This is a genomic window from Rhizobium sp. 01T444 (genome assembly GCF_056398305.1).
In genome coordinates this window covers 1-24,841 of the sequence record NZ_JBFTPD010000055.1, presented here as the reverse complement: position 1 = coordinate 24,841, position 24,841 = coordinate 1, and the positions used below count along the sequence as shown (strand labels likewise).

Here is a 24,841-nt window from a genome sequence, read left to right as displayed (position 1 = left end):
GCTCATCACCGTGGCGCAAACCGCATGCGGCAGGCAATCGCCGGCGCTCACCAAACCCACCCCTGACGGAACAAGATCATGATCGGCAAGCTGAAAGGCACAATTGATGAGATCGGCGATGATTACGTGCTCGTGGATGTGCACGGCGTCTGCTACGTCGCTTTTTGCTCTGCGCGCACGCTCTCGAAGCTAGGTTCCGTCGGAGAGGCCTGCGTGCTCTTTATCGAAACCTATGTGCGTGAGGACCAACTGAAGCTCTTCGGCTTCCAGACGCAGCTCGAACGCGAATGGTTCAACCTGCTGCAGAGCGTTCAGGGCGTCGGCGCGAAAGTGGCACTCGCCGTGCTTTCGACTCTCACTCCGCCCGAGCTTGCTAATGCCATCGCGCTGCAGGACAAAACGGCTGTTTCGCGCGCTCAGGGCGTCGGTCCCAAGGTCGCGATCCGTATCGTCACCGAGCTCAAGAACAAGGCGCCCGCCTTTGCCGGCGAGGCGATCAATATCGGCCTCAAGCAGGAGATCGGCGAAGGCGTGGCCGCAGCCCCCGTTGCCGACGCCGTTTCGGCCTTGACCAATCTCGGCTATTCGCGTGATCAGGCGGCCAATGCGGTTGCCGCCGCCATGAAGACGGCCGGCGAAGATGCGGATAGCGCCAAGCTGATCCGCCTCGGCCTGCGGGAACTCTCACGCTGATGGCCCCACAGGGTGTCAATGCAGGCCGCTTGGTGTATGGACTTGAGCAAGCTTCTAACGGAAATACCCAATGACTGATGCCCGCCTGATAACGCCGGAAAAGCGTGGCGAAGACTTCGACACCACGCTGCGCCCGCAGTCTCTGGACGAGTTCACCGGCCAGGCGGAGGCGCGCGCCAATCTCAAGATCTTCATCGAAGCGGCCAAAAACCGCGGTGAGGCGCTGGACCACGTTCTCTTCGTCGGCCCGCCCGGCCTTGGCAAAACGACATTGGCGCAGATCATGGCAAAAGAGCTCGGCGTCAATTTCCGCTCGACCTCCGGCCCCGTCATCGCAAAGGCCGGCGATCTGGCCGCTCTGCTGACCAATCTCGAAGAGCGCGACGTTCTCTTCATCGACGAAATCCATCGCCTCAACCCGGCGGTCGAGGAAATCCTCTATCCAGCCATGGAGGATTTCCAGCTTGACCTCATCATCGGTGAAGGCCCTGCCGCCCGCTCGGTGAAGATCGACCTGTCGAAATTCACGCTCGTTGCCGCCACCACCCGCCTCGGCCTGCTGACGACACCCCTGCGCGACCGTTTCGGCATTCCGGTGCGTCTCTCCTTTTATACGGTGGAGGAACTGGAGCTGATCGTCCGCCGCGGCGCCCGCCTGATGGGCCTTGGCATGACCGATGACGGCGCCCGCGAGATCGCGCGGCGCGCCCGCGGCACCCCGCGCATTGCCGGCCGCCTGCTGCGCCGCGTGCGCGACTTCGCCGAAGTCGCAAGGGCCGAAGCCGTCACTCGCGAGATCGCCGACGAGGCTCTCACGCGCCTGCTGGTCGATAATATGGGCCTCGACCAGCTCGACAAGCGCTACCTCAACATGATCGCCGTCAATTTCGGCGGCGGCCCGGTCGGCATCGAAACCATCGCCGCCGGCCTCTCCGAGCCGCGCGACGCGATCGAAGACATTATCGAGCCCTATATGATCCAGCAGGGTTTTATCCAGCGCACGCCGCGCGGCCGCGTTCTGACCGCAATCGCATGGAAACATCTCGGCATGCAGCCGCCGAAGGATATGGAGGCTGCTCAGTTCGGGTTGTTCCGGGAGGACGATTGATTGATCAGCCGGCGCAGCTTTTTCAAACTCATGGGCGGCAGCTTTGCCGGCCTCACGGCACTCGGCGGATATGCCTTCGCCTATGAACCACTCGCCCGGCCTGCGATTTCCCGTTACGCGCTGACCCCGCCAGGGTGGACGCCCGGCCTGAAGCTGCGGCTTGTCGCACTTGCTGATCTTCACGCTTGCGAACCCTGGATGTCCACAGCCCGCATCGCTTCGATCTGCGCCCACGCCAACGAACTGGGAGGTGATATCGCGCTCCTGCTTGGCGATTACGCGGCCGGCATGAACATGGTGACGCGCTATGTCCATTCCAGTGAATGGTCGAAGGCGCTGGCAACGCTCAAGGCCCCGCTCGGCGTCCATGCGATCATGGGCAACCATGATTGGTGGGAGGACAGGACCGCACAGAAGATTGGCGGAGGCGATACTTTCGGGCACAGAGCCTTGGCCGAAGCGGGCATCTCCGTTTACAGCAACCGTGCCACCCGGTTGGAAAAGGACGGGAATGGCTTTTGGCTGGCGGGTCTGGAGGACCAGCTGGCGCTCCTGCCGGGCAGGAAATGGGGCCGCAGCCGGATGCAAGGCCTCGACGATCTCGGCGGAACGCTTGCGCAGGTTTCCGACGACGCGCCCGTTATCCTCCTTGCCCACGAGCCCGATATATTTCCACGCGTGCCCGAACGAGTATCGCTGACACTGTCCGGCCATACGCATGGAGGACAGATCCGCCTTTTCGGCTATTCGCCAGTCGTGCCCTCGCGCTATGGCGACCGTTATGCCTACGGCCATATCGTCGAAAACGGCCGTAATATTATCGTCTCCGGCGGGCTCGGCTGCTCCATGGCGCCTATCCGCTTCGGCGTTCCGCCGGAAATTGTGGTCATCGATCTCGGATAACGTCATGCCCAAGCGAACCGTCGTTCGCCTCAATGCAGGCAGCCAGCGCTTCAATTACCGCATCGCCGGGCTCGGCTTTCGTGACGGGCACCTGCTTGTCCATCGCGCAGTTCACGAACCTTTCTGGACCATCCCCGGCGGTCGGGCCGAGATTGGCGAGACTTCGGAGGAAACATTGAAGCGTGAGATGATGGAGGAGCTCGGTGTCGAGGTGACCGTCGGCCGCCTGCTCTGGATCGTCGAGAATTTCTTCCACTATGAAGGCCGCGAGTGGCACGAACTCGGCTTCTACTATCTCATGGAAATACCCGAGAATTTCCCTTTCCGCACGCATGAGATCATTCATCGGGTGGAGGACGGCGACAACCATCTGGAATTCAAATGGGTGCCCGCAACATTCCAGGCCCTGACCGCGCTCGATATTCCGCCCTATTTCCTTGCCGGCGAGATTGAAAATCTGCCAGTCACACCCCGCCATCTCGTGTGGCGCGATGGTGATCTCGACGACAAGGACTAGCGCAATTCCAGCAAGAGCGTGAAATCGGTTATGCACTCAGAGTTGTGTGAAAACAAAGAGATAAAGCATTTCCGTGGTTCGGAGATAAACGGAAATGCTCCAAGGAGGAGACGCGATGCCGAGTTTCGACCCCTGCCGCATGTTCCGAAAGCTTGCCTACAACAATGCCCTGGCGAACAACCGGCTTCTTGCCGCCTGCGCAACCCTCAAGTCCGGTGAATTCGAGGCCACGCGCACAAGCTTTTTCCCATCGATCAAATCGACGCTGAACCACATCCTCACAGTCGACTGGTTCTATGTCGATGGGCTGGAAGGCGGCACGCTCGGCCTTAGCGCTTTCGACACCGAAGAACCCTTTGACGATATCCGATCGCTCTCCGCAGAACAGGCGAAGGTCGACCAGCGCCTTGTTGCAATCTGCGAAGGGCTGACACTCGAGAGGCTTGCTTCGACCGTGGAGCTTCAGCGCGATGGCCGCACCCAGCGAGAGCGTATGGAGGATGTACTAAGCCACCTTTTCCAACATCAGACGCATCACCGCGGACAGGTACATGCCATGCTGGCCGGCAGCAGCGTCGCTCCGCCGCAACTCGACGAATTCATTGTCGACGACGATGCGAGGTTTCGGGGCGGCGAGATCGCCGCCCTTGGCTGGAGTGAACAGATGCTGATGCGTTAGAGCAATTCCAGCAAAAGTGCGCAGCGGTTTTTGCATTCGGAATTGCGTGAGCCAGAAATACTCAGCCTTTGACGCGCGCCTTCAGGCCATTAATGATCGTCTTGGTCAGAAGATCGTAATTTTCGTCAAAGTGATGATCGCCCGGGAGCTCGATGACCTCGCCGCCAACATCCTTCACGGCGGGGCAAGCCACGTCGTCATCATCATCCTTGCCGTAGACGCATTGGACGAGCTTCGGATCGGCGCCCTTGAGATCCTTGATGGGATCGCCGCCTGCCCCATCCGTCTTCTGGCCGAGCCAGCCCATGACGGAAATGACGTAATCGACCTGGTGCGATAGCGACAAAAGCGAAATCTGCGCTACTGCCGCCTTTTCGGCAGGTTTCAGAAGCTGATAGGTAGCGGGCAGGATATCCGCGCCGAAGGAATAGCCGATCAGCAAGACGTGCTTAACCTTCCACTGTTTGCGGTAGAATTCGATGATACGAGAGAGATCGTCGGCCGTTTCCTGCGGCTTCCGCTCCGTCCAGAAATAGCGCAGCGAGTCGATACCGACGACGGGAATGCCTTCCTTCTGCAGCATGCCGCCTACTTCCTTGTCGATATCGCGCCAGCCGCCGTCGCCGGAATAAATCACGGCCATCGTATCGAGGTTCGGCTTGGCGTCGAGAATGGCAAGCGGCAGCCCGAGCGGATTGTCGAAGGCGCCCGAAGCCGTCACCAGATCGTCGAGCGTATCGGCAAACACAGTCTGTGCATCATCGGACGAGTCGCGGATATCGATCGCCTCATGCGCCTTTTTCAGATCCTCCACGTGAGCGCGACCGTCCTTGTCGGCAGCCGGCGTGAAGGTGGCGATAACAGGATCCGGCAGGGCGCCATCGGTCAGCCCATAAACACTGCGGTCGCCGACCACCTTCCTCGTGGCCGGAGTGCAGAGCTCCTTGCTCAACGGAATGCCGGCACGCGGATCGACGGCAAATGTCTGGCCGATCGTCGCATCAGGTGTCTGTGCGGCAATGGCAAGCGCCAGCGCGCCGCCCTCGCCGATGCCGGCAACGATCGGCAGGTGATAGGGGCTGTTGCCGGCGGCGCGCTGCACCTGCTGGCTGAGCGACTCAATATCGGACACCGTGTAGATGCAGCCGTCGTTGAGACTGACGTCATAGCGGTTCAGCGCTTCCATATAGGACGGAAAATCGACGCCGATAACGACGGAACCCTGCGAAACCAGACGGTCTGCCTCGGCCTTTTCATTGTCTCCCCAGCCGGCTGCATCCGAAATCAGAAAGACAGCGCCCTTCACCTCGCCCTGCGGCAGGAAGATATGCGGCGAAGGGATAAGGCCGGTCTCGAAGGTCTGGGTGGTTTCATCCGCAGCATAAGACGGCGCGGCCGCGAGCATGCTGACGCACGCAGCAGCAAACAGTAACTTTTTCATCATTTTCTCACTACCCCTTTCAATCCGCCGCCGATCAGAAATGTCGCATCCATCAATGCGATCATCGGATTGCCCCCTCCTGAAACCGCAAGATAGCGCGGTTGCCAGTGCGGATGAAACTTGGATTTGAAGGCGCGAAGCCCCTTGAAGTTGTAGAAGCGCTCGCCGTGTTCGAAGACGGTACCGCCGATACGGTCCCAAACGGGCGCCACCTCGCGTTTCGACATGCCGGAGAGGGGCGCCATGCCGAGGTTGAAATGCGTAAAACCCTGGATGCGCAGATATTCCATGATCTGAACGAACAGGAAGTCCATAGACCCCTTCGGCGCATCAGGCGAGAAGCGCATCAGGTCGATCGTCCCCTCCTCTTTCGCCGCGGTGACAAGGATATTGGCAAAGGCAACGATCCGGCCGTCCTTCTTGAGAACGCCGACCGGCTGCGACGCCACATAGTCCGGATCGAAGGCGCCGAGCGAGAAGCCCTTCTCCTTGGCATTGTGATGCTCGAGCCACGCGTTTGAAACGGCCGAGAGATCGTCGATGATTCCGGGGATATCGACGGGTTCGACAACGCTGAATTCCAGACCGTCGCGCTGGGCGCGGCTTGCGGTCTGGCGCAAATTCGCCCATTTGCCACCCTTCATCTCGAAGGTATGCAGATCAGCCACTGCAAGCTCGCCGAGCTTGAAGGCGCGCAGGCCCGCATCCGCACAATGTGAAAGCAGCGCCGGCGAGATCTGGTAAAAGACGGCGCGGCAGCCGGCGGCGCGCGCCGCTTCCACGAAACGCCAGACCAATTCCTGCACGGCATGATGGTCGCCGATCGGATCGAACAGCGCGATCCACGAGCGGCCCTGCCGGCCATACATGATGAAGGCATCGCCCTTTTCCGAGAACATGATGGACTTGTCACCCATGCGCACCAGATTGGCGTCCGCACTGTCCTGTTTCTCGACGATCTCGACAGCACGGCGGACCGCCTCCTCATCCGCCGGCTCCGGCTTGAAGGTCGCTGGCCGCAACAGGCTGAAAATGGCGATCGCCGAGGAAATGATGGTGATGCCGAGTACGGCACGCAGTCCGCGCGGCGCTTCCGCCGCGAATTCAAACTGCCACCAGAGTTGGTTGCTGTATTCCACGTCGCGATAGACGAAGAGCAGGATGACAACCGCGCCGACGATGATCACGGCAATCGCCATCAGCCAGGATGCCGTCATCGCCTGGTTGAGAAGCGAAGCATGGCGGGTAAAGAGCCGGCGGCTGACGAACAGGCCGAAGACCAGAAAGGCGAGGAAGGCCGCCTCGACAAGGGCAATCGCCTTCAGCAGCGAGAGCGTCAGAGCGGCAACGGCAGAAAACACCGCCACCCACCAGGCACCATCGAGCCGCTGGCCGAGGCCACGGGCGGCAACGACAAGTGCAAGGCCGAGCAGACTGGAGAGGAAATGCGCGCCTTCCACCATCGGCAGCGGCAGATAATTGGAGAGGAATTCGAGATTCTGATCGGGCGTCGGCGTCACGCTCGAAAAGATCAACATGACGCCCAGGAGCAGCGCCAGCGCCGAAAGAAGCTGCGGCATCAGCCGCCCGCCGATGCGCCGCACGCTGGAAGCAGCCGGATGATCCACGAAGCGGCGTAGCTCCGTGGCGGAGACCGCAAGGATGGCGATCAAGAGCGGCAGCACATGATAGATCAGACGGTAGAGCACCAATGAGCCGAGAACGGCGTCGATATTCACTGCGCTGCCGAGCGAAGCGATGATGACTGTTTCAAAAACGCCGAGGCCCGCCGGCACATGGCTCAGCACGCCAAGCCCGACGGCAATCGCATAAACCGCCAGGAACACCGGCCAGCCGATCGCCGTCTGCGGCAGGAGCACGTAAAGCACCGTGGCGGAGGCTGCGATATCGAAGGCGGTCACCAGGAACTGACGCGACCAAGTGCGCGAATCCGGCAAGCGAAGTGCGATCGACCCGATTTCGATCACCCGGCCCTCGCGGCCGAGCACCATGAGAGAGCCGAGAATCGCCAGGATGACAGCCGCGATGATACGAAGCCACAGGCTGCTGACACTGATCAGCGGCGCGATCTCATCGGCGATGATGAGAAGCGCGATCGCCGACACGGCAGCAAGGCCAAGGCCGAAGGACAGCGTCACGAAGGCGATGACGCGGCCGATATCTTCAGGCGAAAGCCCAAGCCGCGTATAGGCGCGGTAACGGATCGCTCCACCCGAAAGCGCGCCGAAACCAGCGGTGTTACCGACCGCATAGGCACTGAAGGCCGTGAGCGCGACATGCGGCAAAGGCAGCCGCTTGCCGATATACTCGATTGCGTTGAGATCGTAGAAGACGAGTGCCATAAAGCTCAGCGCGGTAAAGAACAAGGCGAGCAGGATCGAACTCAGCCGCGTTTCCGCCAGGGCCTCGACGACGTCGTCATAGCGCACTTCATCTGTCAGCTGCATGATCGCGTAGCCGACAAGGCAAAAAATGAGGAGCGTGGCAAGAGCCGTCAGCGGAGTGCGATAGCGCCGGAAAACTGCACCAAAGGAAAAGCCCTCATCAGTCCCTGAATTCTCTTCCAACTTGCCGTGACCCGACATCTCGTACCTGCTGCAATTGCCAATCTGGCGGGAATCTCTTTTGAGAGACGTAACATAAGCAACATGCAAGCTCTATGAACCATGTTGCGGCTACCCACACCCGCGCACTTGCCGCCTCCTTCATCCTCAATTGGGGCAAATTTGCGCAGTGCACAGGCTCGATCGCATTGCAATTTCGTAAGCTTCGCCTTGCATTAGAAGATCAGGCGGCCGGCTCACCCCCGGCACGGGCTTGAGCCGCGTAACGCGCTGCGGCAACGTTCGCCTCAATCTCGCGCTCGCCCGAAACCTGCACGGTCGGAACGGCGAATTCGATGCCGTTCTCCTTGAAGGCATTGCGGATCATCGCCAGCGCATTGCGGCGGATGACGAACTGCTCGCCGGGTTTGGTCATCATAGAAAGGCGGAGCTCGATTGCGAATTCGCCGAACTGCTCCACACCCTTCATCTTCAACGTTTCGATGATATTCGGACCCCACTCGGGGTTTTCGAGAAGCTGCTGGCCGATCTGCTTGATGATCTTCTTCGTTTTCACGAGATCGGTGTCGTAGGTCACGTTCAGGCTTATCTTGTCGATCGTCCAATCGCGGTTGAGGTTCTTGACAGCCCCAAGCTCCCCGAAAGGCACCGTCGTCAGCGGCCCGCGGTGATGGCGAAGTTTAACGGAACGCAGGCTGAAGGCTTCGACCACGCCCTTGTGGCTGCCGCTTTCGATATATTCGCCGACGCGGAAGGCATCGTCCCACAAATAGAACATGCCGCTGATGACATCCTTGACGATGGTCTGCGCGCCGAAGCCAACCGCAACGCCGACGACACCGGCGCCGGCAATCAGCGGCCCGATTTCGATACCGACGCCCGAGAGCACCATAAGGGCCGCGATCAGGGCGATAACGACCGCGATGATGTTGCGGAAGATCGGCAGTAACGTCTGCAGACGAGCGCGCTTGACTTTCTCCTCGTCGCCGATTGGGCCATCGACAGGAGAATCCAGTAGCTTGCCGTCGATATAGGCCTTGACGAGATGCCAGAGCAGGTCCGCCGCAAGCAGGATGACAATGCCGCCGATGATGCCGCGCACCACCCGGTCGATCATCGTTTCGTTCGACGTCATCATCATAGCAGTTTCGACGCCGAGCATGCGCCCAAGCCAGATCGCCGCAAAGGCGATGATCAGAGCCCGCACACCGCGATCAAGCAACACGGTCGCAATACGCCGCTGGGCAAGGAAGCCCGCTTCGGCATGGTGGAAGGATTTGACGGCGAGCGTCGATACGGCAAGCACTCGCGGCAGCAGCAGGAGATAGATCAAGACCCAGAGGAGCCAATCGAAGCTCAAGACCCAGATGCCCCAGAGCAGTACGAAATAAAGGGTCAGCAGCCAGGTGACGGCATGGCTGCGCCGCGTTTCATTTCCCGGTCGTGACCAGACTGCTTCGGTCGCGATCAGGAAAAGACCGATGCCCAGCACATAGCCGACCAGATATCGCGTGGCCATCGAATAGCCCAGCGGCTCCATCGCTTGGAGAACGACCCAGCCGAAAACGAAATAGATGACGAATAGCGTGCAGCGCCGAAACCAGAATTGCGCGACGGCCGGGTCAACCGCAACGGTCTCGCCCTCGCCGCGCGGCAGGGTGACGAGATCGACGATGACACCACCGATGGAAACGGCGAAACGCTGCACAACGACAGCGATGGCGATCGCGATCGCGATATTCTGGCTGACCGGCGGCCAGTTGAAGCTGACCAACGCAAGCCCCGTTGCGAGACCGAAGACGATGGCGGGAATAACGCGCGCGGCCAGCCGCGTGCCGGTCATCTGCGCTGCTCGCTCCCGCCTTTCACGCACGGCCCTCCGCACCAGGATTTCGACGATGAATCCGGTGACGAGGATGGCAAGAAATTGCGCCGCCATGCGAAGTGGACCGGCCGCTCTCAATTCGCCAAGAAAAAGCGATGAAGCCCGCGCGATTTCTGATGGCAGCGTCATGGCCGCACCAGACACCATGGCGATGTGTCGGCGGGCGTGCTGAAGGCGGTCGGACAATATCGACATTTCCTGGTCATTGCCGTCAGAAGCTGCCGGCGCCGCCATCTGCGTCGCCATCCATTGCTTGACCTCCGGCGTCTGCATCAGCTCCATCATCTGTCGCACCTGGGCAGGCGGTGGCGCAACGTCAGCGGAAGCTGCCGGCGTCGTCTGTGCGGAAACGGCGCTGAAAAGAGAAAGCAACACCATGATGCCGCAGATGCCGATCGCAGAAATTCGCCCCATGCCCGCCTCCGGTTTTACACGTCAGGCATTTATGCAAGTGCTGCAGCCGAAAAGCCAGACGAACAAACGGTCTAGGCCGTAGTGACGACCAAAAGAAAGCCGCCGAACCTCGCGGACCGGCGGCTGACATAAAACAATGCGCTTAGATTACTTATGCGGCTTCTCGGCATGGCCGCCGAAGCCGGCACGCATGGCCGAAAGCACCTTGTTGGCGAACTCGTCCTGGTCGCGCGAGGAGAAACGACCGTGCAGTGCGGCGCTGAGCACCGGGGTCGGCACGCTTTCGTCGATGGCAGCCATGATCGTCCAGCGGCCTTCGCCGGAGTCTGAAACACGACCTGCATATTGGTTAAGGGCCGGGTCCTTGTGCAGCGCATCGGCCGTCAGGTCGAGCAGCCAGGAGGTGATGACGCTTCCTCGGCGCCAGACTTCGGAAATTTCCGGCAGGTTGAAATCGTACTGGTAATATTCCGGATGGGAGAGCGGTGCCGTCTCGGCATCGGCCTCATGCGTCAGGGCGCCGACATTGGCGTGCTTCAGGATATTGAGGCCTTCGGCATAGGCGGCCATCAGACCATATTCGATGCCGTTATGAACCATCTTCACGAAGTGGCCGGCACCATGCGGGCCACAATGCAGGAAACCCTGCTCGGCGGTGCTGAGAGCTGCAGCTTCCGGCGTGCGGTTCGGCGAGGCTTCCGCGGTGCCGTTGCCCGGCGCCAGCGTTGCGAAAATCGGCGACAGATGCTGCACGATACCCTTCTCGCCGCCGATCATCAGGCAATAGCCGCGTTCGAGGCCGAAGACGCCGCCGCTGGTGCCGACGTCGACATAGTGGATGCCCTTGGTGATGAGTTCCGCGCCACGGCGGATGTCGTCATGATAATAGGAGTTGCCGCCGTCGATGAGGATATCGCCGTCATGCAGCAGCGGAAGAAGTGAGGCGATCACCTTGTCGGTGATCGCAGCCGGCAGCATCAGCCAGACGGCGCGTGGGCGCGCGAGCTTCGAGACGAATTCTTCGAGCGAGGCGCTGCCTTCCGCACCAAGGCCAGCAAGCTCGGCGACGCTTTCCGGCTTGGCGTCATAGACCACGCATTCGTGGCCGCCCCGCATCAAGCGCTGGACCATGTAATTGCCCATACGKCCCAAACCTACCATGCCAAGCTGCATCTGAAATCTCCTGGGATTTAATCGATATGATTCCGGAAACTAACACCCGCATCGTGACAGGCAAGCGAAGTCTCTGTCACGAAAGCGAGTGCGTCTATTGCACCTTGCGCAGGGCTATGCCTTCCGCACTTAGCAATCTGCCGTCTTTAGAGCGTAATTCCAACCCTCCAACAGACATATAGCCGCCTCATCGGCGGCTATATGATCACTTCTGCCTGCTCGGCACCGGTTCAGCTCGCCGCTAATTGCGGCTGGTCTCCCGTACCAGATGTACGATGCCAGTTGGGTTGAGGATCCAGCCACCGCGAAGATTGGGTGGCAGTGGCTCGATGGGATCGCAGCGCGGAACACCGGCCTTCTCCAGGTACTCCGCTGCACGATCGAAATCCGGCGTCATGAATTCCAGCCAGAGCTCGGCCTGGCTCATGGTCTCGACACGGTCGATCCAAAGCCGGATCGGCCCAAGCTCGAAGGAGATATCGTCCCCTTCGATTTCTTTCAGTTTCACGATGTCGCGATAGAAGGAAACGGTGGCTTCGTACTGATGCGGCGGAACCTTCATCGCAACGTCGACGCCGCCATAGATCAGATCATTCATGACGCTTCCCCTCAACCTTCCTGCGCTTTGGCCTGCTCACCCCGCATCTCGCTGAGGAACATGCCTTCGCGCAGATTGATGCCGTATTCGACGAAGGCTTTCATGCAGCAGAACATCTGCGTCCAGCCTTCGAGATTCTGGTAGGTTCCGCGGCGCCCCGGCGCATCCTCACGCCAGCCATCCTCGGCGATGGTCACCATGGTGCCACCATCATCAAGCGGTTTGAAATTCATCTCTACGAGCGTTTTGTAAGGCTTCTTCTCCTCGTCTGTTGCGCCATCCCAGCGCAGCACGATCTTGCTGTCAGGCACGAGCTCGACCACTTCGACCGGCACATCTTTCCACCAGGTCACCGTCGTGCCCTGCACCAGCGGCGCGCTGGCACCGCCCACCGTGGTGAAATAGCCCGACAGTTTCTTCGGATTGACGACCGCATCGAAGACATCAGCCACCGGGCGGCCGATGCGGCCCGAGACGCGAATATTGAGGGACATGCGACTTCCTCCTCTTCTCCGTTGTATCTGGTTCAATTATGTTATAAAAAGATAACATGTCAAGCGAATCGGATGACGATCCCATTTTCAAGGCGCTGGCGCATCGCCGCCGCCGCGATATTCTCGATCTTCTTAAGGAAGAGCCGCGCACGACAGGTGCGCTCTGCGAAGCATTTCCGGAGATGGATCGCTGCACTGTCATGCAGCATTTGAAGGTGCTGGAAGAAGCCGATCTGGTGATTGCCAGGAAGGAAGGAAGGGAGCGCTGGAACCATCTGAACAGCCTGCCGATCAAGCAGATTCATGACCGCTGGATCAGCGCCTATGCCGGCCACGCCTTGTCCATTCTCGACCGGCTGAGGAGCGACCTCGACAGCCCTTCCCACTAACTTGCGGCGGCAATCGTCGCGGCTCTATGATAAAGAGGGGGGAGGAACCATGCCGATATCGGGATCTGCCATCCGTCGCATGCGCCAGCTGCGCAATATGAAGCAGGAGCACCTGGCGGAATTGCTCGCCGTCAACCAGGCGACCGTCTCCCGCTGGGAGCGCGGCATCCTGCCGGTCACCGTCGCCCAGGCAAGGCGGCTGGAAAGCATCTTCGCTTCCCCGTCATCCTCCGCCGATGCCGCATTGAAACGGCTGGTCAAACATTCCCGGAGCAAGGTTCATCTCATCTGCGACCGCACCCACAGGCTTCTTGCCGCTTCCAGTGCACGGCAGAGCGAATGGCGCCTGCCGCTCTCCGATTTTCTGGACAGGCCTCTGTTCTCCTATGCGTCGCAGGAGATCGTAAAGACGGAGGGCGTACTCGTCGGCCTCGGCTGGCATGAGGGCCAAATAAATTCGCTGACACTGGAGACAGGCGCTAACGGAAATCCGCACCTGCCTATTGCCGCCGGGCGTGTGCTCTGGGAGCGCATCTTCCTGGCCGATGGCAGCGCCGCAAGGCTGGTTACAACAATCGGCTGAGCCTGCAGAATTCCTGTATCCTGCTGCATAAATTATGCGTTGCCCCGCCGAAGCGGCCTTTGTTAGCGTCCGTCGCCAACTGTCTGGAGACGCAGAATGACGATACTGGTGACGGGAAGCGCCGGCCATCTGGGCGAAGCGCTGATGCGGACGATGAGGGATCAAGGCCGTCGGGTGCGCGGCATCGATATCAAACCCTCGCCTTTTACCGATATGACCGGATCGATCACCGATCCCGATTTCATCCGCCGCGCGATGACAGGCATCACCGCCGTTATCCACGCCGCCACGCTGCACAAGCCACATGTCGGAACACACGCCAACAAGGATTTCATCGATACCAACGCCACGGGCACGATGAACCTTCTCGAACAGGCAGTCGTCGTTGGCGTAACAAGCTTCGTCTTCACCAGCACCACCAGCGCTTTCGGAGCAGCCCTGCGCCCAGCCGCAGGCGAACCGGCCGCCTGGGTTACCGAGGATGTTCTGCCCGTTGCCCGCAATATCTACGGCGTGACGAAGATCGCTGCCGAAGGCATCTGCGAACTCTTCGCGCGCAACATGTCGCTGCCTGTCGTCATTCTAAGGACTTCACGTTTCTTCCCGGAAAATGACGACGACCCTGATATCCGCAACCACTATTCCGCCGAAAATGCCCAGGCCAACGAGTTGCTTTATCGGCGCGTCGACATCGAGGATGTGGTCGACGCCCATCTGCTGGCACTGGAAAGAGCGCCGTCCATCGGCTTCGGCCGCTACATCATCTCGGCAACGGCACCCTTCACCGAAGCCGATCTCGCCGACCTGCGCCGTGATGCACTCGCGACGGTGGAGCGTCTTTTCCCCGGCATGGCCGCACTTTACGCGGCGCGCGGCTGGACGATGTTTCCGCACTTCGACCGTGTCTATGTCAATGCGCTGGCCCGGCAGGAACTCGGCTGGCACCCGAAGTATGATTTTCGGCACGTGCTCGATTGCCTGCGCGACGGCAGGGAATGGAGAAGTCCGCTAGCTCTTGTCGTCGGCGCAAAGGGCTATCACGACTAGATTTTCGAGGATGGGCCTTACCCGCTCCAGCGCCGCTGATACGGACCGCGAGGCCGGCCGTCTGCGGTGGGGCGACCCATCGCAGATATCGCCGAACTTGCCTGAGCTATACCAAATAGGGAAACGGGCGCCGAAGCGCCCGTTCTCAAGCTGCCTTGTCCCAGGCCGGCGCCAGCCCTTCCGGGCTGACGATACGGCCATCGGGTTTCGCCAACCCATGGATCGCCGCCACATCCTCGGAAGAGAGTTCGAAATCGAAGATCGCTGCATTCTCCTGTGCGCGTTGTTCCGAGACGGTCTTTGAAAGTGCGATCAGATCCTGCTGAATGATCCAGCGGAGCACGATCTGGGCAATCGACTTGCCATGTTTCGCGGCAATCGCCTTCAACACCGCATCCTCAAGCACCTTGCCATCAGCCATGGCGTAGTAGGCCGTCACGGATATATCGAGCTGCTTTGCAGCGCGCAGCACCGGCGTTTGATCGATATAGGGATGATACTCCACCTGGTTCGTCACGATCGGCAGGCTGCTAAGCGCTACGGCCTGGCGCATCAGATCCGTGTTGAAGTTCGACACGCCGATATGGCGCACCTTGCCTGCCTTCGCGACTTCATTCAGCGCGCCGATCTGCTCGGCAAGCGGCACGGCCTCGTTTGGCCAGTGAAGCAGCAGCAGGTCCACATAATCTGTCTTCAGCTTCTTCAGGCTTTCGTCGACCGAAGCGATGAAGGCAGCACGCTTGTAGTTCTCGACCCAGACCTTGGTGGTCAGGAAGATATCGCCACGGGCGACGCCGGAGCGGCGGATACCCTCGCCGACCTCGGCCTCGTTGCCGTAGATCTGCGCGGTATCGATATGGCGATAACCGTTGGCGAGCACGTGCGAGACCATGCGTTCGGCATCCGGGCCTGGCACGCGGAACGTGCCAAAGCCGAGGGCGGGAATGGAGGCGCCGTTGGCGCTGACGAATTTCATGCTGTTTCCTTTCGGGTGAGGAGAGATCAGGCGGCGCTGCGGGCAATGGCTGCAGCCGGGCTGGAGCGGCGGTCGAGGGCACCGCTGCGGATGGTAAGGCCAAGGGCAACAGTGACGAGGCCTGCCGCAACGAAGGGCGTGGCGCCCAGTCCGAAACGAGACTCGACCACCAGACCACCGATCCAGGCGCCCATGGCAATGCCGAGATTGAAGGCGGCGATATTCAGCGCTGAGGCGACATCGACGGCATTCGGTTGCAGCTGGCGTGCAAGCTGCACGACATAGAGCTGCAGACCCGGCACATTGGCGAAGGACAGGAAGCCGAGGATCGCAAGTGTCGGGATGGTCAACCAGGGCGAGACGGCCGTGAAACCGAAGAGAACCAGCACGAGCGCTTGGGCGATGAACAGGAAGGTCAGCGCCTTGACGGGATCGCGGTTGGAGATGCGCCCGCCGACGACGTTGCCGACAGCAATCGCCACGCCATAGAGCATCAGGATCAGGCCGACGGCCGAGGAGGCAAAGCCGGTGATCTGCTCGAGGATCGGCGCAAGGAAGGTAAAGGCGACGAAGGTTCCGCCGTAGCCCAGCGCCGTCATCGCATAGACAAGCAACAGCCGGCCCGTGGCAAGCACGCGGATCTGTTCACCGATACTGGCCGGCGGCGCCTTCTTGAGATTCGAGGGCAGCAGGAAGGCGATGCCTGCGAAAGCGATCACACCGAGGCCGGCAACGGCAGCGAAGGTTGTGCGCCAGCCGAAGGTCTGGCCGATGAAGGTACCGAGCGGAACGCCGGTGACGATCGCGACCGTCAGGCCCATGAACATCATCGCGATGGCCGATGCGCGGCGGTTTTCCGGCACCAGATCGGCAGCGATCGTGGAACCTACGGAGAAGAACACCCCGTGCGCGAAGGCCGAGACGACGCGGGCAATCAGCAGCACTTCATAACCGGGGCTGAGCGCCGCGATAATATGTCCGATAATAAAGAGCGCCATCAGCCCAAGCATGAGCGGCTTGCGCTCGATCCGTCCGGTCAGCGCCGTCAGGATCGGTGCGCCGAAGGTGACACCCAGCGCATAGACGCTGACGATGAGGCCGGCGAGCGGCAGGGTGATGTGAAGGTCGCTGGCAACCGTCGGCAGCAGGCCGACGATGACGAATTCCGTGGTCCCGATCGCATAGGCCGCGATCGTCAACGCAAAGAGAGCAAGTGGCATGAGAGTGACCCGATGGTTTGGTTCTTGTTCGGGTCGGAATATGGGCGTGGCGCACCTGTTCGATAATCGCCTATAATAGCTCAACAGTTGTGAATTCAATTCAAGATCGGAAGCAGATGGATAACCGCGTCGGCGAGATGGATGTCTTTGTACAGGTGGCCGGACTGCAGAGCTTCTCCGCGGCCGGCCGCAAGCTCAGGCTTTCGCCCTCTGCCGTCAGCAAGCTCGTCACGCGGCTGGAAGATCGCCTCGGCACACGTCTTCTCGTGCGCACCACCCGCGCCCTGCAGCTGACGCCGGAGGGTGAAATCTATCTCGAACGCTCCCGCCGCATCCTCTCCGACATCGAGGAGACGGAACGCGCCGTCTCAGCCGGCGGCACGACGGTTGCGCGCGGCCGCCTGCGCGTCAGCACTTCGGTCGCCTTTGGCGTTCGCTACATCGTCCCGCTGGTGCCCGACTTCCTCAAACTCTATCCCGAGGTCGATCTCGACCTCGCACTCAGCGATGGCATCATCGATATCGTCGGCGAACGCGCCGACATCGCCATTCGCTCAGGCGCCTTACGCGATTCCTCGCTGAAGGCGCGCAAGCTGCTCGAAAGCCGCCGCGTCATCGTCGCCTCACCTGCCTATCTGAAACGGGAAGGCATGCCGGAAAACCCCGACGATCTCGACCGCCACAATTGCCTGACCTTCAGCTTCCGCTCGACCTCAGAGGAATGGCAATTCCGCGATCCCAGCAACGGCGATCGCTTTTCGAGACCCGTCTTCGGCAACCTCGAAACCAATAACGGGCCGACTGCACGCAGCCTTTGCCTCGCCGGTCTCGGCCTCGCCCGCGTCGGCCTGTTCCATGTGCAGCCGGATATCGATGCTGGAGCTTTGGTGCCTGTGCTGGAAGCCTATAACACCGAGGATATCGAGCTCATCCACGCCGTCTATCCCGGTCACGAGCATCTTGCGGCACGCATCCGCGCCTTCATTGATTTTCTGGTTAAGAACATCCGGTAGGCCGACTATAGCTGAAGACCACCGTCATCGCACTGTCACAGGGCAACGATAGCGAGCGCTCCATGCCGATAGAAATTCTTCCCCCACGACAAAGCTGGGTCGACGACTTCAAAAGCCTGAAGCAGGCTCTCCTACGCGCGGCACCATCAGGTGCAGCGATCCATCATATCGGTTCTACCGCTGTACCGGGCCTTCCGGCCAAGGACATCATCGACATTCAGGTGAGCGTCGATGCTCTTGATCTGGTCGATGATGCCTCATTCGAGAGGGAAGGTTTCAAACGTCGCGCGTTCGCGACTGACCACTGTCCGCCGGGTCTCGATTTGGCGGAAGGCGAGTTGCGAAAGCTGTTCTTCAAAAGCACGGGCCGGCTTGCGAATATCCATATCCGTGAAAAAGGCCGCTTCAACCAGCGTTATCCGCTTCTCTGCCGGGATTTCCTGCGCGCCCATCCGACGGCCGCTGCCGCCTATGGACTGATCAAGCAACGCCTCGCAGGCTATTTCCCCGACAATGTCGATGCCTATTACGACATCAAGGATCCGGTCTTCGATATCATCGTGGAAGGCGCCTACGACTGGGCGAAGCTCATCGGCTGGATCGAACCACCAGGCGATTAAAAACTGGACTTGTCGGAAGATATCGGTGCGGCTCAGGAAGAAGCCACCGAAAAGAGAAGAGCGCGATCCACACAACCGGTGGAAACTATCGATCCTGGGCGCCTACGAAAGTAGGTGGGCGCCGTATGTCCAGACCCACGAGCCCGGACAGGGACAGCTCCCTAAGGATCGGGTATGGCCCCGAGGATTCATTGTTCCTGTCGAGAAGCACAGACCGCGTGAGCGAATATAGGGACATTTGCAGCACCGCACCAGTGGGTCGGCACTGCTCTCCCAAATTAATTAAGCTCGGCTGGCGTACGGCCGTTCAGCTTGTCGGTAATGCCTTGAATACGGCTCGTGACTTCCGAAAGCGCCACTGCAATACCTTCTTCGGTGCGAGCGGTGGCGGCAATTACCGTGTCCCGATTGCTGCGAAGCGTCTCCAGCTCGGATTCCAGCCCGGCAACACGTCGCGTCAGCTCCGAGATCTCGTCCATGACCATGATTCCGGCCATGACGGTAATCCTGAGATCACCGATCTCGCCGAACTGCCCCTTGAGATGGCCGACATAACGGTCGAAACGAACCGCGAGGTCAGTCAGATGATCTTCCTGCCCCTCTTCGCAGGCCATGCGATAGGCCTTGCCGTCGATCGTTACCGTTACCTGCGCCATGTTCTCATGTCCTCTTAGCGGTCAAGAACCGCGCGGATCGTTTCCATCGCCGTCACCAGACGCCGCGAAACCTCGCGATTGACCTCTTCCAGCCGGTTCGCACGGAATTCGGCCTGGTCCAGCTCCTGGGCAAGACGCGAGCGATCGGCATGCACGCGGCGAACCTCGCCCTCGATCTCGCCCTGCTCGCGCTGGCGCTCGATGCGCATGTCCACGGCATTCTCGAGGCCCGAGATTGCCTGTTTCAGCTCCATAAGCGCAGCTTCGATGGTTTTGCCGTTAGGCGTCATGTCTTTTCCGGTTCCCCGCACAAGACCCGCGAATCGGCCGGTTCGACCGACCCTGTATTTTCAAGAGGATATGCAGCTAGGTTGGAGCGCGTCAATAAAGCCCCTCGGCTACCCCCTGCCCTATTCTGTGGATGAGCGATTTACACAAGCCCGTCACACAAGATTTGTCTTTTGTAAAACTTGACGGTCAAATGTCAAAAATCGTCGCACCCGGCCGCCAAACGGCTTCCATTTTGTTGACTTGGCCGTTCCAACTGCTATGTCTCGACCGCTCTCATTGATGGTCTTGGCAGGCTCGAGGCCATCCTCAAACCCGGAACTAGCGGAAAAGCCATGACCTCACGCGAACAAAACGACCGGATGGCGAATGCGATCCGTTTCCTCTCCATGGACGCCGTCGAAAAGGCGAATTCCGGCCACCCGGGCATGCCGATGGGTATGGCGGATGTGGCAACGGTCCTCTTCACCAAATATCTCCGCTTCGATCCCCAGAAGCCGCACTGGCCGAACCGCGACCGCTTTGTTCTCTCTGCCGGCCACGGCTCGATGCTGCTCTACTCGCTGCTCTATTTGACCGGCTATCCGGACATGTCGGTCGAGGACCTGAAGCAGTTCCGTCAGCTCGGCTCCAAGACCGCCGGCCATCCGGAATATGGTCATGCCACCGGCATCGAAACGACCACTGGCCCGCTCGGCCAGGGCATTGCCAATGCCGTCGGCATGGCGATCGCCGAACGCAAGCTGCGCGAGGAATTCGGTCCGGACCTGCAGGACCACTATACCTACGTCATCAATGGCGATGGCTGCCTGATGGAAGGCATCAGCCATGAGGCGATCGCGCTTGCCGGCCACTTGAAGCTCAATAAGCTGATCCTCTTCTGGGACAACAACTCGATCACCATCGACGGCGCCGTATCGCTGTCGGACTCGACCGACCAGGTTGCCCGCTTCAAGGCCGTTCACTGGAACACGATCGAGATCGACGGTCACGACCAGGCCGCCATCGCCGATGCGATCGAAGCCGCTCACAAGTCCGACCGCCCGACCTTCATCGCCTGCAAGACGGTCATCGGCTTTGGCGCTCCGAACAAACAGGGCACTCACAAGGTGCACGGCAACCCGCTCGGCGCCGACGAAATCGCTGCCACCCGCAAGGCGCTGAATTGGGACTACGAGCCCTTCGTCGTTCCCTCCGACATCCTCGACGCATGGCGCGCTGCCGGCACCCGCTCCGACAATATCGTCAAGGCATGGGAAGAGACGCTTTCCAAGTCGCCGTCTAAGGCCGAGTTCACCCGTCGTTTTGCCGGCGACCTGCCGGAGGGCTTCGACAAGGCCATCGACGACTACAAGAAGAAGCTCGCCGAGACCAAGCCGACGATCGCCTCCCGCAAGGCATCCGAAGATGCGCTTGAAGTCATCAACGGCTTCGTGCCGGAAACGCTTGGCGGCTCTGCCGACCTCACTCCGTCGAACAATACCAAGACCAGCCAGATGCATTCGATCACGCCGACGGATTTTGCCGGACGCTACATGCACTGGGGCATTCGCGAGCACGGCATGGCATCTGCCATGAACGGCATCTCGTTGCACGGTGGTCTTATTCCGTACGGCGGCGGCTTCATGATCTTCTCGGATTATTGCCGCCCGCCGATCCGCCTCGCCGCTCTCATGGGCATTCGTGTCATCCACGTGCTGACGCATGACTCGATCGGCGTCGGCGAAGACGGCCCGACCCATCAGCCGGTCGAACAGATTGCCAGCCTGCGCGCCGTTCCGAACCTGATGGTCTTCCGTCCGGCTGATGCCGTCGAAACGGCTGAATGCTGGCAGATTGCCATGAAGACGAAGAATCGTCCGTCCGGTCTGGCCCTTACCCGCCAGAACCTGACGACGGTCCGCACCGAGTATAATGAGAAGAACCTCTGCGAACTCGGCGCTTATACGCTCGCCGGCAATGCCGACGCCAAGGTCACGATCTTCGCTTCGGGGTCCGAAGTGGAACTCGCCGTTGCCGCCCGCGCAACGCTGGAAGGCAAGGGTATCAGCACCCGCGTCGTATCCGTTCCCTGCACCGAACTCTTCTTCGAGCAGCCGGATGCCTACCGCAAGGAAGTCATCGGCAACTCGCCGGTCAAGATCGCCGTCGAAGCTGCCGTTCGCGAGGGCTGGGATGCCTTTATCGGTCCGGAAGGCTCGTTCATCGGCATGAAGGGCTTCGGCGCATCCGGTCCGGCCAAGAAGGTTTTCGAGCACTTCGGCATCACGGCTGACGCCGTCGTCGCCGCTGCGGAAGCCAAGCTTTAACGGCCCAAGCATTAACGGGGGGTGCCTTCGGGCACTTCCTCATCTAGTATCAGCAAGCCCCACCTCTAGGGAGTGAATGCACATGACAGTCAAGGTTGCCATCAACGGTTTCGGACGTATCGGCCGCAACGTTCTTCGCGCCATCGTCGAATCTGGCCGCACCGATATCGAAGTCGTCGCCATCAACGACCTCGGCCCGGTCGAGACCAACGCCCACCTGCTCCGTTACGACTCCATCCATGGCCGCTTCCCGGCGACCGTGACGGTCGAAGGCGACACGATCACCGTCGGCAACGGCAAGCCGATCAAGGTTACCGCCATTAAGGACCCGGCTACCCTTCCCCATGGGGAATTGGGCGTCGATATCGCGATGGAATGCACGGGCATCTTCACCGCCCGCGACAAGGCTGCCGCTCACCTGACGGCTGGCGCCAAGCGCGTCATCGTTTCGGCTCCTGCCGATGGTGCTGACCTCACGGTCGTCTTCGGCGTCAACCATGACCAGCTCACCAAGGAGCATCTGGTCATCTCCAACGCTTCCTGCACCACGAACTGCCTCGTGCCGGTCGTGAAGGTTCTCGATGACGCCGTCGGCATCGACCACGGCTTCATGACGACCATCCATTCCTACACCGGCGACCAGCCGACGCTCGACACGATGCACAAGGATCTGTATCGCGCCCGCGCTGCTGCCCTCTCGATGATCCCGACCTCAACGGGCGCTGCAAAGGCCGTTGGCCTCGTGCTGCCGCACCTCAAGGGCAAGCTCGACGGCACCTCGATCCGCGTTCCGACCCCGAACGTTTCGGTCGTCGACTTCAAGTTCGTTGCCAAGAAGGCCACCTCCGTCGGCGAAATCAACGAAGCGATCAAGGCTGCCGCAAATGGCAAGCTGAAGGGCATCCTCGGCTACACCGATGAGCCGCTCGTTTCCCGCGACTTCAACCACGACAGCCACTCCTCGATCTTCGCAACCGATCAGACGAAGGTCATGGAAGGCAACTTCGTGCGCGTCCTGTCCTGGTACGACAACGAGTGGGGCTTCTCCAGCCGCATGTCCGACACGGCTGTCGCCTTCGCCAAGCTCATCTAAGCTTGACGGCAGAGAAATCAGGAAACGGCTCGGGAAACCGGGCCGTTTTCATTTCGGGTGATCGATCGGAGGCTGGAGGAGCATGGCGCAACTGACTATTCGCGAGGCGACAGTTGATGACGCGGAGGAGCTAAGCGAACTTATCAATGAGATCATCAAAGCCGGCGGCACGACCGCCCTCGAAGATCCCTTTTCGCCCGAACTGCTGGCCGACTGGTTCATAGCAGGAGAATTCCCCCTCGCATGCCATGTGGCGCAGGCGGAAGCCAGGCTTGCCGGCTTCCAGTTCCTCAGCAGTTACGGCGACCTGCCCAAGGGTTGGGCCGATATCGGAACCTTCGCGCGCCTGAACCCGAAGATACCGGGCGTTGGCACCGCGTTGTTTGCGACAACGCTTTCTGCCGCCGAAGAGCGCAATATCGAAGTCATTCGTGCAACCATCCGCGCCGATAATACTGGCGGGTTGACCTATTACGAGAAGATGGGCTTTCGCACCTACAATATGCTGGAGAAAGTGCCGCTGAACGACGGTACTCCGGTGGATCGAATTCAGAAGCAATATCAGGTGAGCAAAGATAAAAGCGGCCTCTGGCGGTCAGCTCAATAAAAAGTCCCTCACTCGGCCTATCCGCCCTCCTCTCGCCTGAATTGCTTCTACATTCTTTATACAGACTTTTTCCCGTAGCATTCTTCACTGGTCCTCACCCCAAGGGCTGTCCAGCAGCATGATGCAGCGATGCAGTAGAGGTTAAGCCGCAAGGCCTACCCTTCTGTTGTATTTTGCCGTTTACTAAAAGATCGCACTGGGCGCGGAGGGGCAAGGGACAGGCCGGGGGCGGCTTCGGGATGGCGTGATGAGGCGAAAGGGGTAGGGCATGGAAGCGTTTTACATAGTGGTGCTCGTTGCGACAGCGCTTGTGCTTCTTGCTGCCTTTTCGAGCCTTCTCGCCTTCCGCTTCGGCGCCCCCCTCCTTCTGCTGTTCCTGATGATCGGGCTTGCCGCCGGTGTCGATGGTCTCGGCATCGAATTCAGCAATAACTATCTGGCCTATGTTCTGGGCTCGATCGCCCTTGCGATCATCCTCTTCGATTCCGGCTTCGGCACGCCGATGCAGGCCTTCCGCATCGCCGCAGTGCCGTCGCTGACGCTGGCCTCAATCGGCGTGCTTCTGACCGCAGCACTCTTCGCCTTCGCCGCCCGCTGGCTGCTCAACTTCACCTGGCTGGAAGGCATGCTGCTCGGCTCGATCGTTGCCTCCACCGATGCCGCCGCCGTCTTCTTCCTGTTGCGCATCGGCGGCATCAATATCAGAGACAAGGTGCGTTCCACGCTGGAAGTTGAATCCGGCACCAACGACCCGATGGCGATTTTCCTGACCATTGCACTGGTCGAGGTTCTCGCGAGCGGCGAACGCTACGCCGGTATCAACATCGGCATGCTTGCCATGTTCGTCCAGCAGATGGGCCTTGGTGTCATCCTCGGCCTGCTCGGCGGCATGATGATCGTGCTGATCGCTGGCCGGCTGGAAACGGATCGCGGCCTGACACCGATCTTCGTGCTGGCGCTCGCTCTGCTCGTCTTCTCCTTCACCGGTGCGGTCGGCGGTAGCGGCTTCCTTGCGGTCTATGTCGCCGGCATCTATGCCGGAAACCGCAAGATGCAGGCGATCGGTACAATCAGACGCTTTCAGGACGGCATGACCTGGCTTGCCCAGATCATCATGTTCCTCGTGCTCGGCCTGCTGGCGACGCCCTCACAGTTTCCTGTCATCATCGTGCCGGCGATCCTGCTGGCATTGTTCCTGATCTTCGTCGCCCGGCCGCTTGCCGTCTGGCTGTCTCTGCTGCCTTTCGATTATACGCAGCAGGAAATCGGCTTCGTCGCCTGGGTCGGCCTGCGCGGCGCCGTATCCATCCTGCTTGCCATCATGCCGATCCTCGGCGGGCTGCAGCATAGCCAGATCTATTTCAACACCGCCTTCATCATCGTGCTCGTCTCGCTACTCGTACAGGGCTGGACGATCAAACCGGTTGCCAAGCGCCTCGGCCTCATCATCCCGCCGCGTATCGGCGCGGTCGACAAGGTTGAGGTCGACCTGCCGGGCGCCGCCAATCACGAGCTGCTTTCCTATCGCGTCGTCAAGGACAGCCCGGTTC

The 24,841-nt window shown here is 60.2% G+C and carries 24 protein-coding genes and 1 other RNA gene; 14 read left to right on the top strand and 11 right to left on the bottom strand.

From position 1 onward, the window contains the following. The first annotated feature begins 78 nt into the window (after positions 1–78). From ruvA to AC1DTN_RS35935, 5 genes are all read left to right on the top strand, one after another. Entirely contained in the window at positions 79–693 is a 615-nt protein-coding gene (ruvA, locus tag AC1DTN_RS35955) for a Holliday junction branch migration protein RuvA (protein WP_037103812.1), read from the top strand. Between the two features lie 70 nt (positions 694–763). Then, positions 764–1,801: a Holliday junction branch migration DNA helicase RuvB gene (ruvB, locus tag AC1DTN_RS35950; protein ID WP_183735182.1), complete on the top strand. Its 1,038-nt coding sequence runs from the start codon at positions 764–766 to the stop codon at positions 1,799–1,801. Beyond that, positions 1,802–2,704 carry a metallophosphoesterase gene (locus tag AC1DTN_RS35945; RefSeq protein ID WP_113320852.1) on the top strand — a complete coding sequence of 301 codons (903 nt, stop codon included), beginning with the start codon at positions 1,802–1,804 and terminating at the stop codon, positions 2,702–2,704. 4 nt (positions 2,705–2,708) lie between these two features. Beyond that, positions 2,709–3,221: an NUDIX hydrolase gene (locus tag AC1DTN_RS35940; RefSeq protein ID WP_113320853.1), complete on the top strand. Its 513-nt coding sequence runs from the start codon at positions 2,709–2,711 to the stop codon at positions 3,219–3,221. Between the two features lie 115 nt (positions 3,222–3,336). Further along, the gene (locus AC1DTN_RS35935; protein ID WP_113320854.1) at positions 3,337–3,900 is read left to right on the top strand and encodes a DinB family protein; all 564 of its coding nucleotides are present in this window, start codon (positions 3,337–3,339) and stop codon (positions 3,898–3,900) included. 61 nt (positions 3,901–3,961) lie between these two features. Here the strand turns inward: AC1DTN_RS35935 and AC1DTN_RS35930 are convergent, their stop codons facing one another. The 6 genes from AC1DTN_RS35930 to AC1DTN_RS35905 all read right to left on the bottom strand — a co-directional run bounded on the left by AC1DTN_RS35930 (position 3,962) and on the right by AC1DTN_RS35905 (position 12,490). After that, positions 3,962–5,344, bottom strand: coding sequence for a virulence factor family protein (locus AC1DTN_RS35930; protein ID WP_113320855.1), 1,383 nt, complete (start codon positions 5,342–5,344; stop codon positions 3,962–3,964). Continuing rightward, positions 5,341–7,947 (bottom strand): bifunctional lysylphosphatidylglycerol flippase/synthetase MprF, encoded by a 2,607-nt coding sequence (gene mprF, locus AC1DTN_RS35925; RefSeq protein WP_113320856.1) that lies wholly within the window; start codon positions 7,945–7,947, stop codon positions 5,341–5,343. Before mprF ends, AC1DTN_RS35930 begins: the two co-directional genes overlap by 4 nt. A gap of 202 nt (positions 7,948–8,149) precedes the next feature. Then, on the bottom strand, positions 8,150–10,225 hold the full coding sequence (locus AC1DTN_RS35920) for a mechanosensitive ion channel family protein (protein WP_442206381.1): 2,076 nt from the start codon (positions 10,223–10,225) through the stop codon (positions 8,150–8,152). A 147-nt stretch (positions 10,226–10,372) separates the two neighbouring features. Beyond that, positions 10,373–11,398: a phosphogluconate dehydrogenase (NAD(+)-dependent, decarboxylating) gene (gene gnd / locus AC1DTN_RS35915; RefSeq protein WP_113320857.1), complete on the bottom strand. Its 1,026-nt coding sequence runs from the start codon at positions 11,396–11,398 to the stop codon at positions 10,373–10,375. A gap of 241 nt (positions 11,399–11,639) precedes the next feature. Further along, entirely contained in the window at positions 11,640–11,996 is a 357-nt protein-coding gene (locus tag AC1DTN_RS35910; protein ID WP_113320858.1) for a VOC family protein, read from the bottom strand. A gap of 11 nt (positions 11,997–12,007) precedes the next feature. Then, positions 12,008–12,490, bottom strand: coding sequence for an SRPBCC domain-containing protein (locus AC1DTN_RS35905; RefSeq protein ID WP_113320859.1), 483 nt, complete (start codon positions 12,488–12,490; stop codon positions 12,008–12,010). Positions 12,491–12,546: 56 nt separating this feature from the next. Between AC1DTN_RS35905 and AC1DTN_RS35900 the strand changes: the two genes are divergently transcribed. From AC1DTN_RS35900 to AC1DTN_RS35890, 3 genes are all read left to right on the top strand, one after another. Beyond that, the gene (locus AC1DTN_RS35900) at positions 12,547–12,879 is read left to right on the top strand and encodes an ArsR/SmtB family transcription factor (RefSeq protein ID WP_113320860.1); all 333 of its coding nucleotides are present in this window, start codon (positions 12,547–12,549) and stop codon (positions 12,877–12,879) included. 49 nt (positions 12,880–12,928) lie between these two features. Beyond that, the gene (locus tag AC1DTN_RS35895; protein ID WP_113320861.1) at positions 12,929–13,462 is read left to right on the top strand and encodes a helix-turn-helix domain-containing protein; all 534 of its coding nucleotides are present in this window, start codon (positions 12,929–12,931) and stop codon (positions 13,460–13,462) included. A 96-nt stretch (positions 13,463–13,558) separates the two neighbouring features. Next, positions 13,559–14,509, top strand: coding sequence for an NAD-dependent epimerase/dehydratase family protein (locus tag AC1DTN_RS35890; protein ID WP_442206382.1), 951 nt, complete (start codon positions 13,559–13,561; stop codon positions 14,507–14,509). 145 nt (positions 14,510–14,654) lie between these two features. Here AC1DTN_RS35890 and AC1DTN_RS35885 read toward each other — a convergent pair whose 3' ends face one another. Then, positions 14,655–15,485: an aldo/keto reductase gene (locus AC1DTN_RS35885; protein WP_113320863.1), complete on the bottom strand. Its 831-nt coding sequence runs from the start codon at positions 15,483–15,485 to the stop codon at positions 14,655–14,657. 26 nt (positions 15,486–15,511) lie between these two features. Next, entirely contained in the window at positions 15,512–16,705 is a 1,194-nt protein-coding gene (locus AC1DTN_RS35880) for an MFS transporter (RefSeq protein ID WP_442206383.1), read from the bottom strand. A gap of 116 nt (positions 16,706–16,821) precedes the next feature. Here AC1DTN_RS35880 and AC1DTN_RS35875 point away from each other — a divergent pair, with 116 nt between their 5' ends. Together AC1DTN_RS35875 and AC1DTN_RS35870 are read left to right on the top strand one after the other, a co-directional pair. Beyond that, positions 16,822–17,718, top strand: coding sequence for a LysR family transcriptional regulator (locus tag AC1DTN_RS35875; protein WP_113320865.1), 897 nt, complete (start codon positions 16,822–16,824; stop codon positions 17,716–17,718). 62 nt (positions 17,719–17,780) lie between these two features. Then, the gene (locus AC1DTN_RS35870; RefSeq protein WP_477924862.1) at positions 17,781–18,338 is read left to right on the top strand and encodes a GrpB family protein; all 558 of its coding nucleotides are present in this window, start codon (positions 17,781–17,783) and stop codon (positions 18,336–18,338) included. Between the two features lie 60 nt (positions 18,339–18,398). Here the strand turns inward: AC1DTN_RS35870 and ssrS are convergent. The 3 genes from ssrS to AC1DTN_RS35855 form a co-directional block, all read right to left on the bottom strand. Then, positions 18,399–18,557: non-coding RNA, 6S RNA (gene ssrS, locus AC1DTN_RS35865), on the bottom strand. 59 nt (positions 18,558–18,616) lie between these two features. Then, positions 18,617–18,994 carry a cell division protein ZapA gene (locus AC1DTN_RS35860; RefSeq protein WP_112968838.1) on the bottom strand — a complete coding sequence of 126 codons (378 nt, stop codon included), beginning with the start codon at positions 18,992–18,994 and terminating at the stop codon, positions 18,617–18,619. Positions 18,995–19,008: 14 nt separating this feature from the next. Beyond that, a complete protein-coding gene (locus tag AC1DTN_RS35855) occupies positions 19,009–19,284 on the bottom strand; it encodes a DUF4164 domain-containing protein (protein ID WP_113320867.1) in 276 nt (91 codons plus the stop codon). Positions 19,285–19,617: 333 nt separating this feature from the next. Here AC1DTN_RS35855 and tkt point away from each other — a divergent pair, with 333 nt between their 5' ends. The 4 genes from tkt to AC1DTN_RS35835 form a co-directional block, all read left to right on the top strand. After that, complete coding sequence (tkt, locus tag AC1DTN_RS35850; protein ID WP_113320868.1) at positions 19,618–21,591, top strand: transketolase; 1,974 nt, start codon at positions 19,618–19,620, stop codon at positions 21,589–21,591. Between the two features lie 82 nt (positions 21,592–21,673). Beyond that, positions 21,674–22,684, top strand: coding sequence for a type I glyceraldehyde-3-phosphate dehydrogenase (gene gap / locus AC1DTN_RS35845; RefSeq protein WP_113320869.1), 1,011 nt, complete (start codon positions 21,674–21,676; stop codon positions 22,682–22,684). A 91-nt stretch (positions 22,685–22,775) separates the two neighbouring features. Further along, complete coding sequence (locus AC1DTN_RS35840; RefSeq protein ID WP_442206486.1) at positions 22,776–23,291, top strand: GNAT family N-acetyltransferase; 516 nt, start codon at positions 22,776–22,778, stop codon at positions 23,289–23,291. Between the two features lie 268 nt (positions 23,292–23,559). Further along, the coding region (locus AC1DTN_RS35835; protein WP_477924859.1) for a potassium/proton antiporter at positions 23,560–24,841 on the top strand (1,282 nt) is incomplete at its 3' end.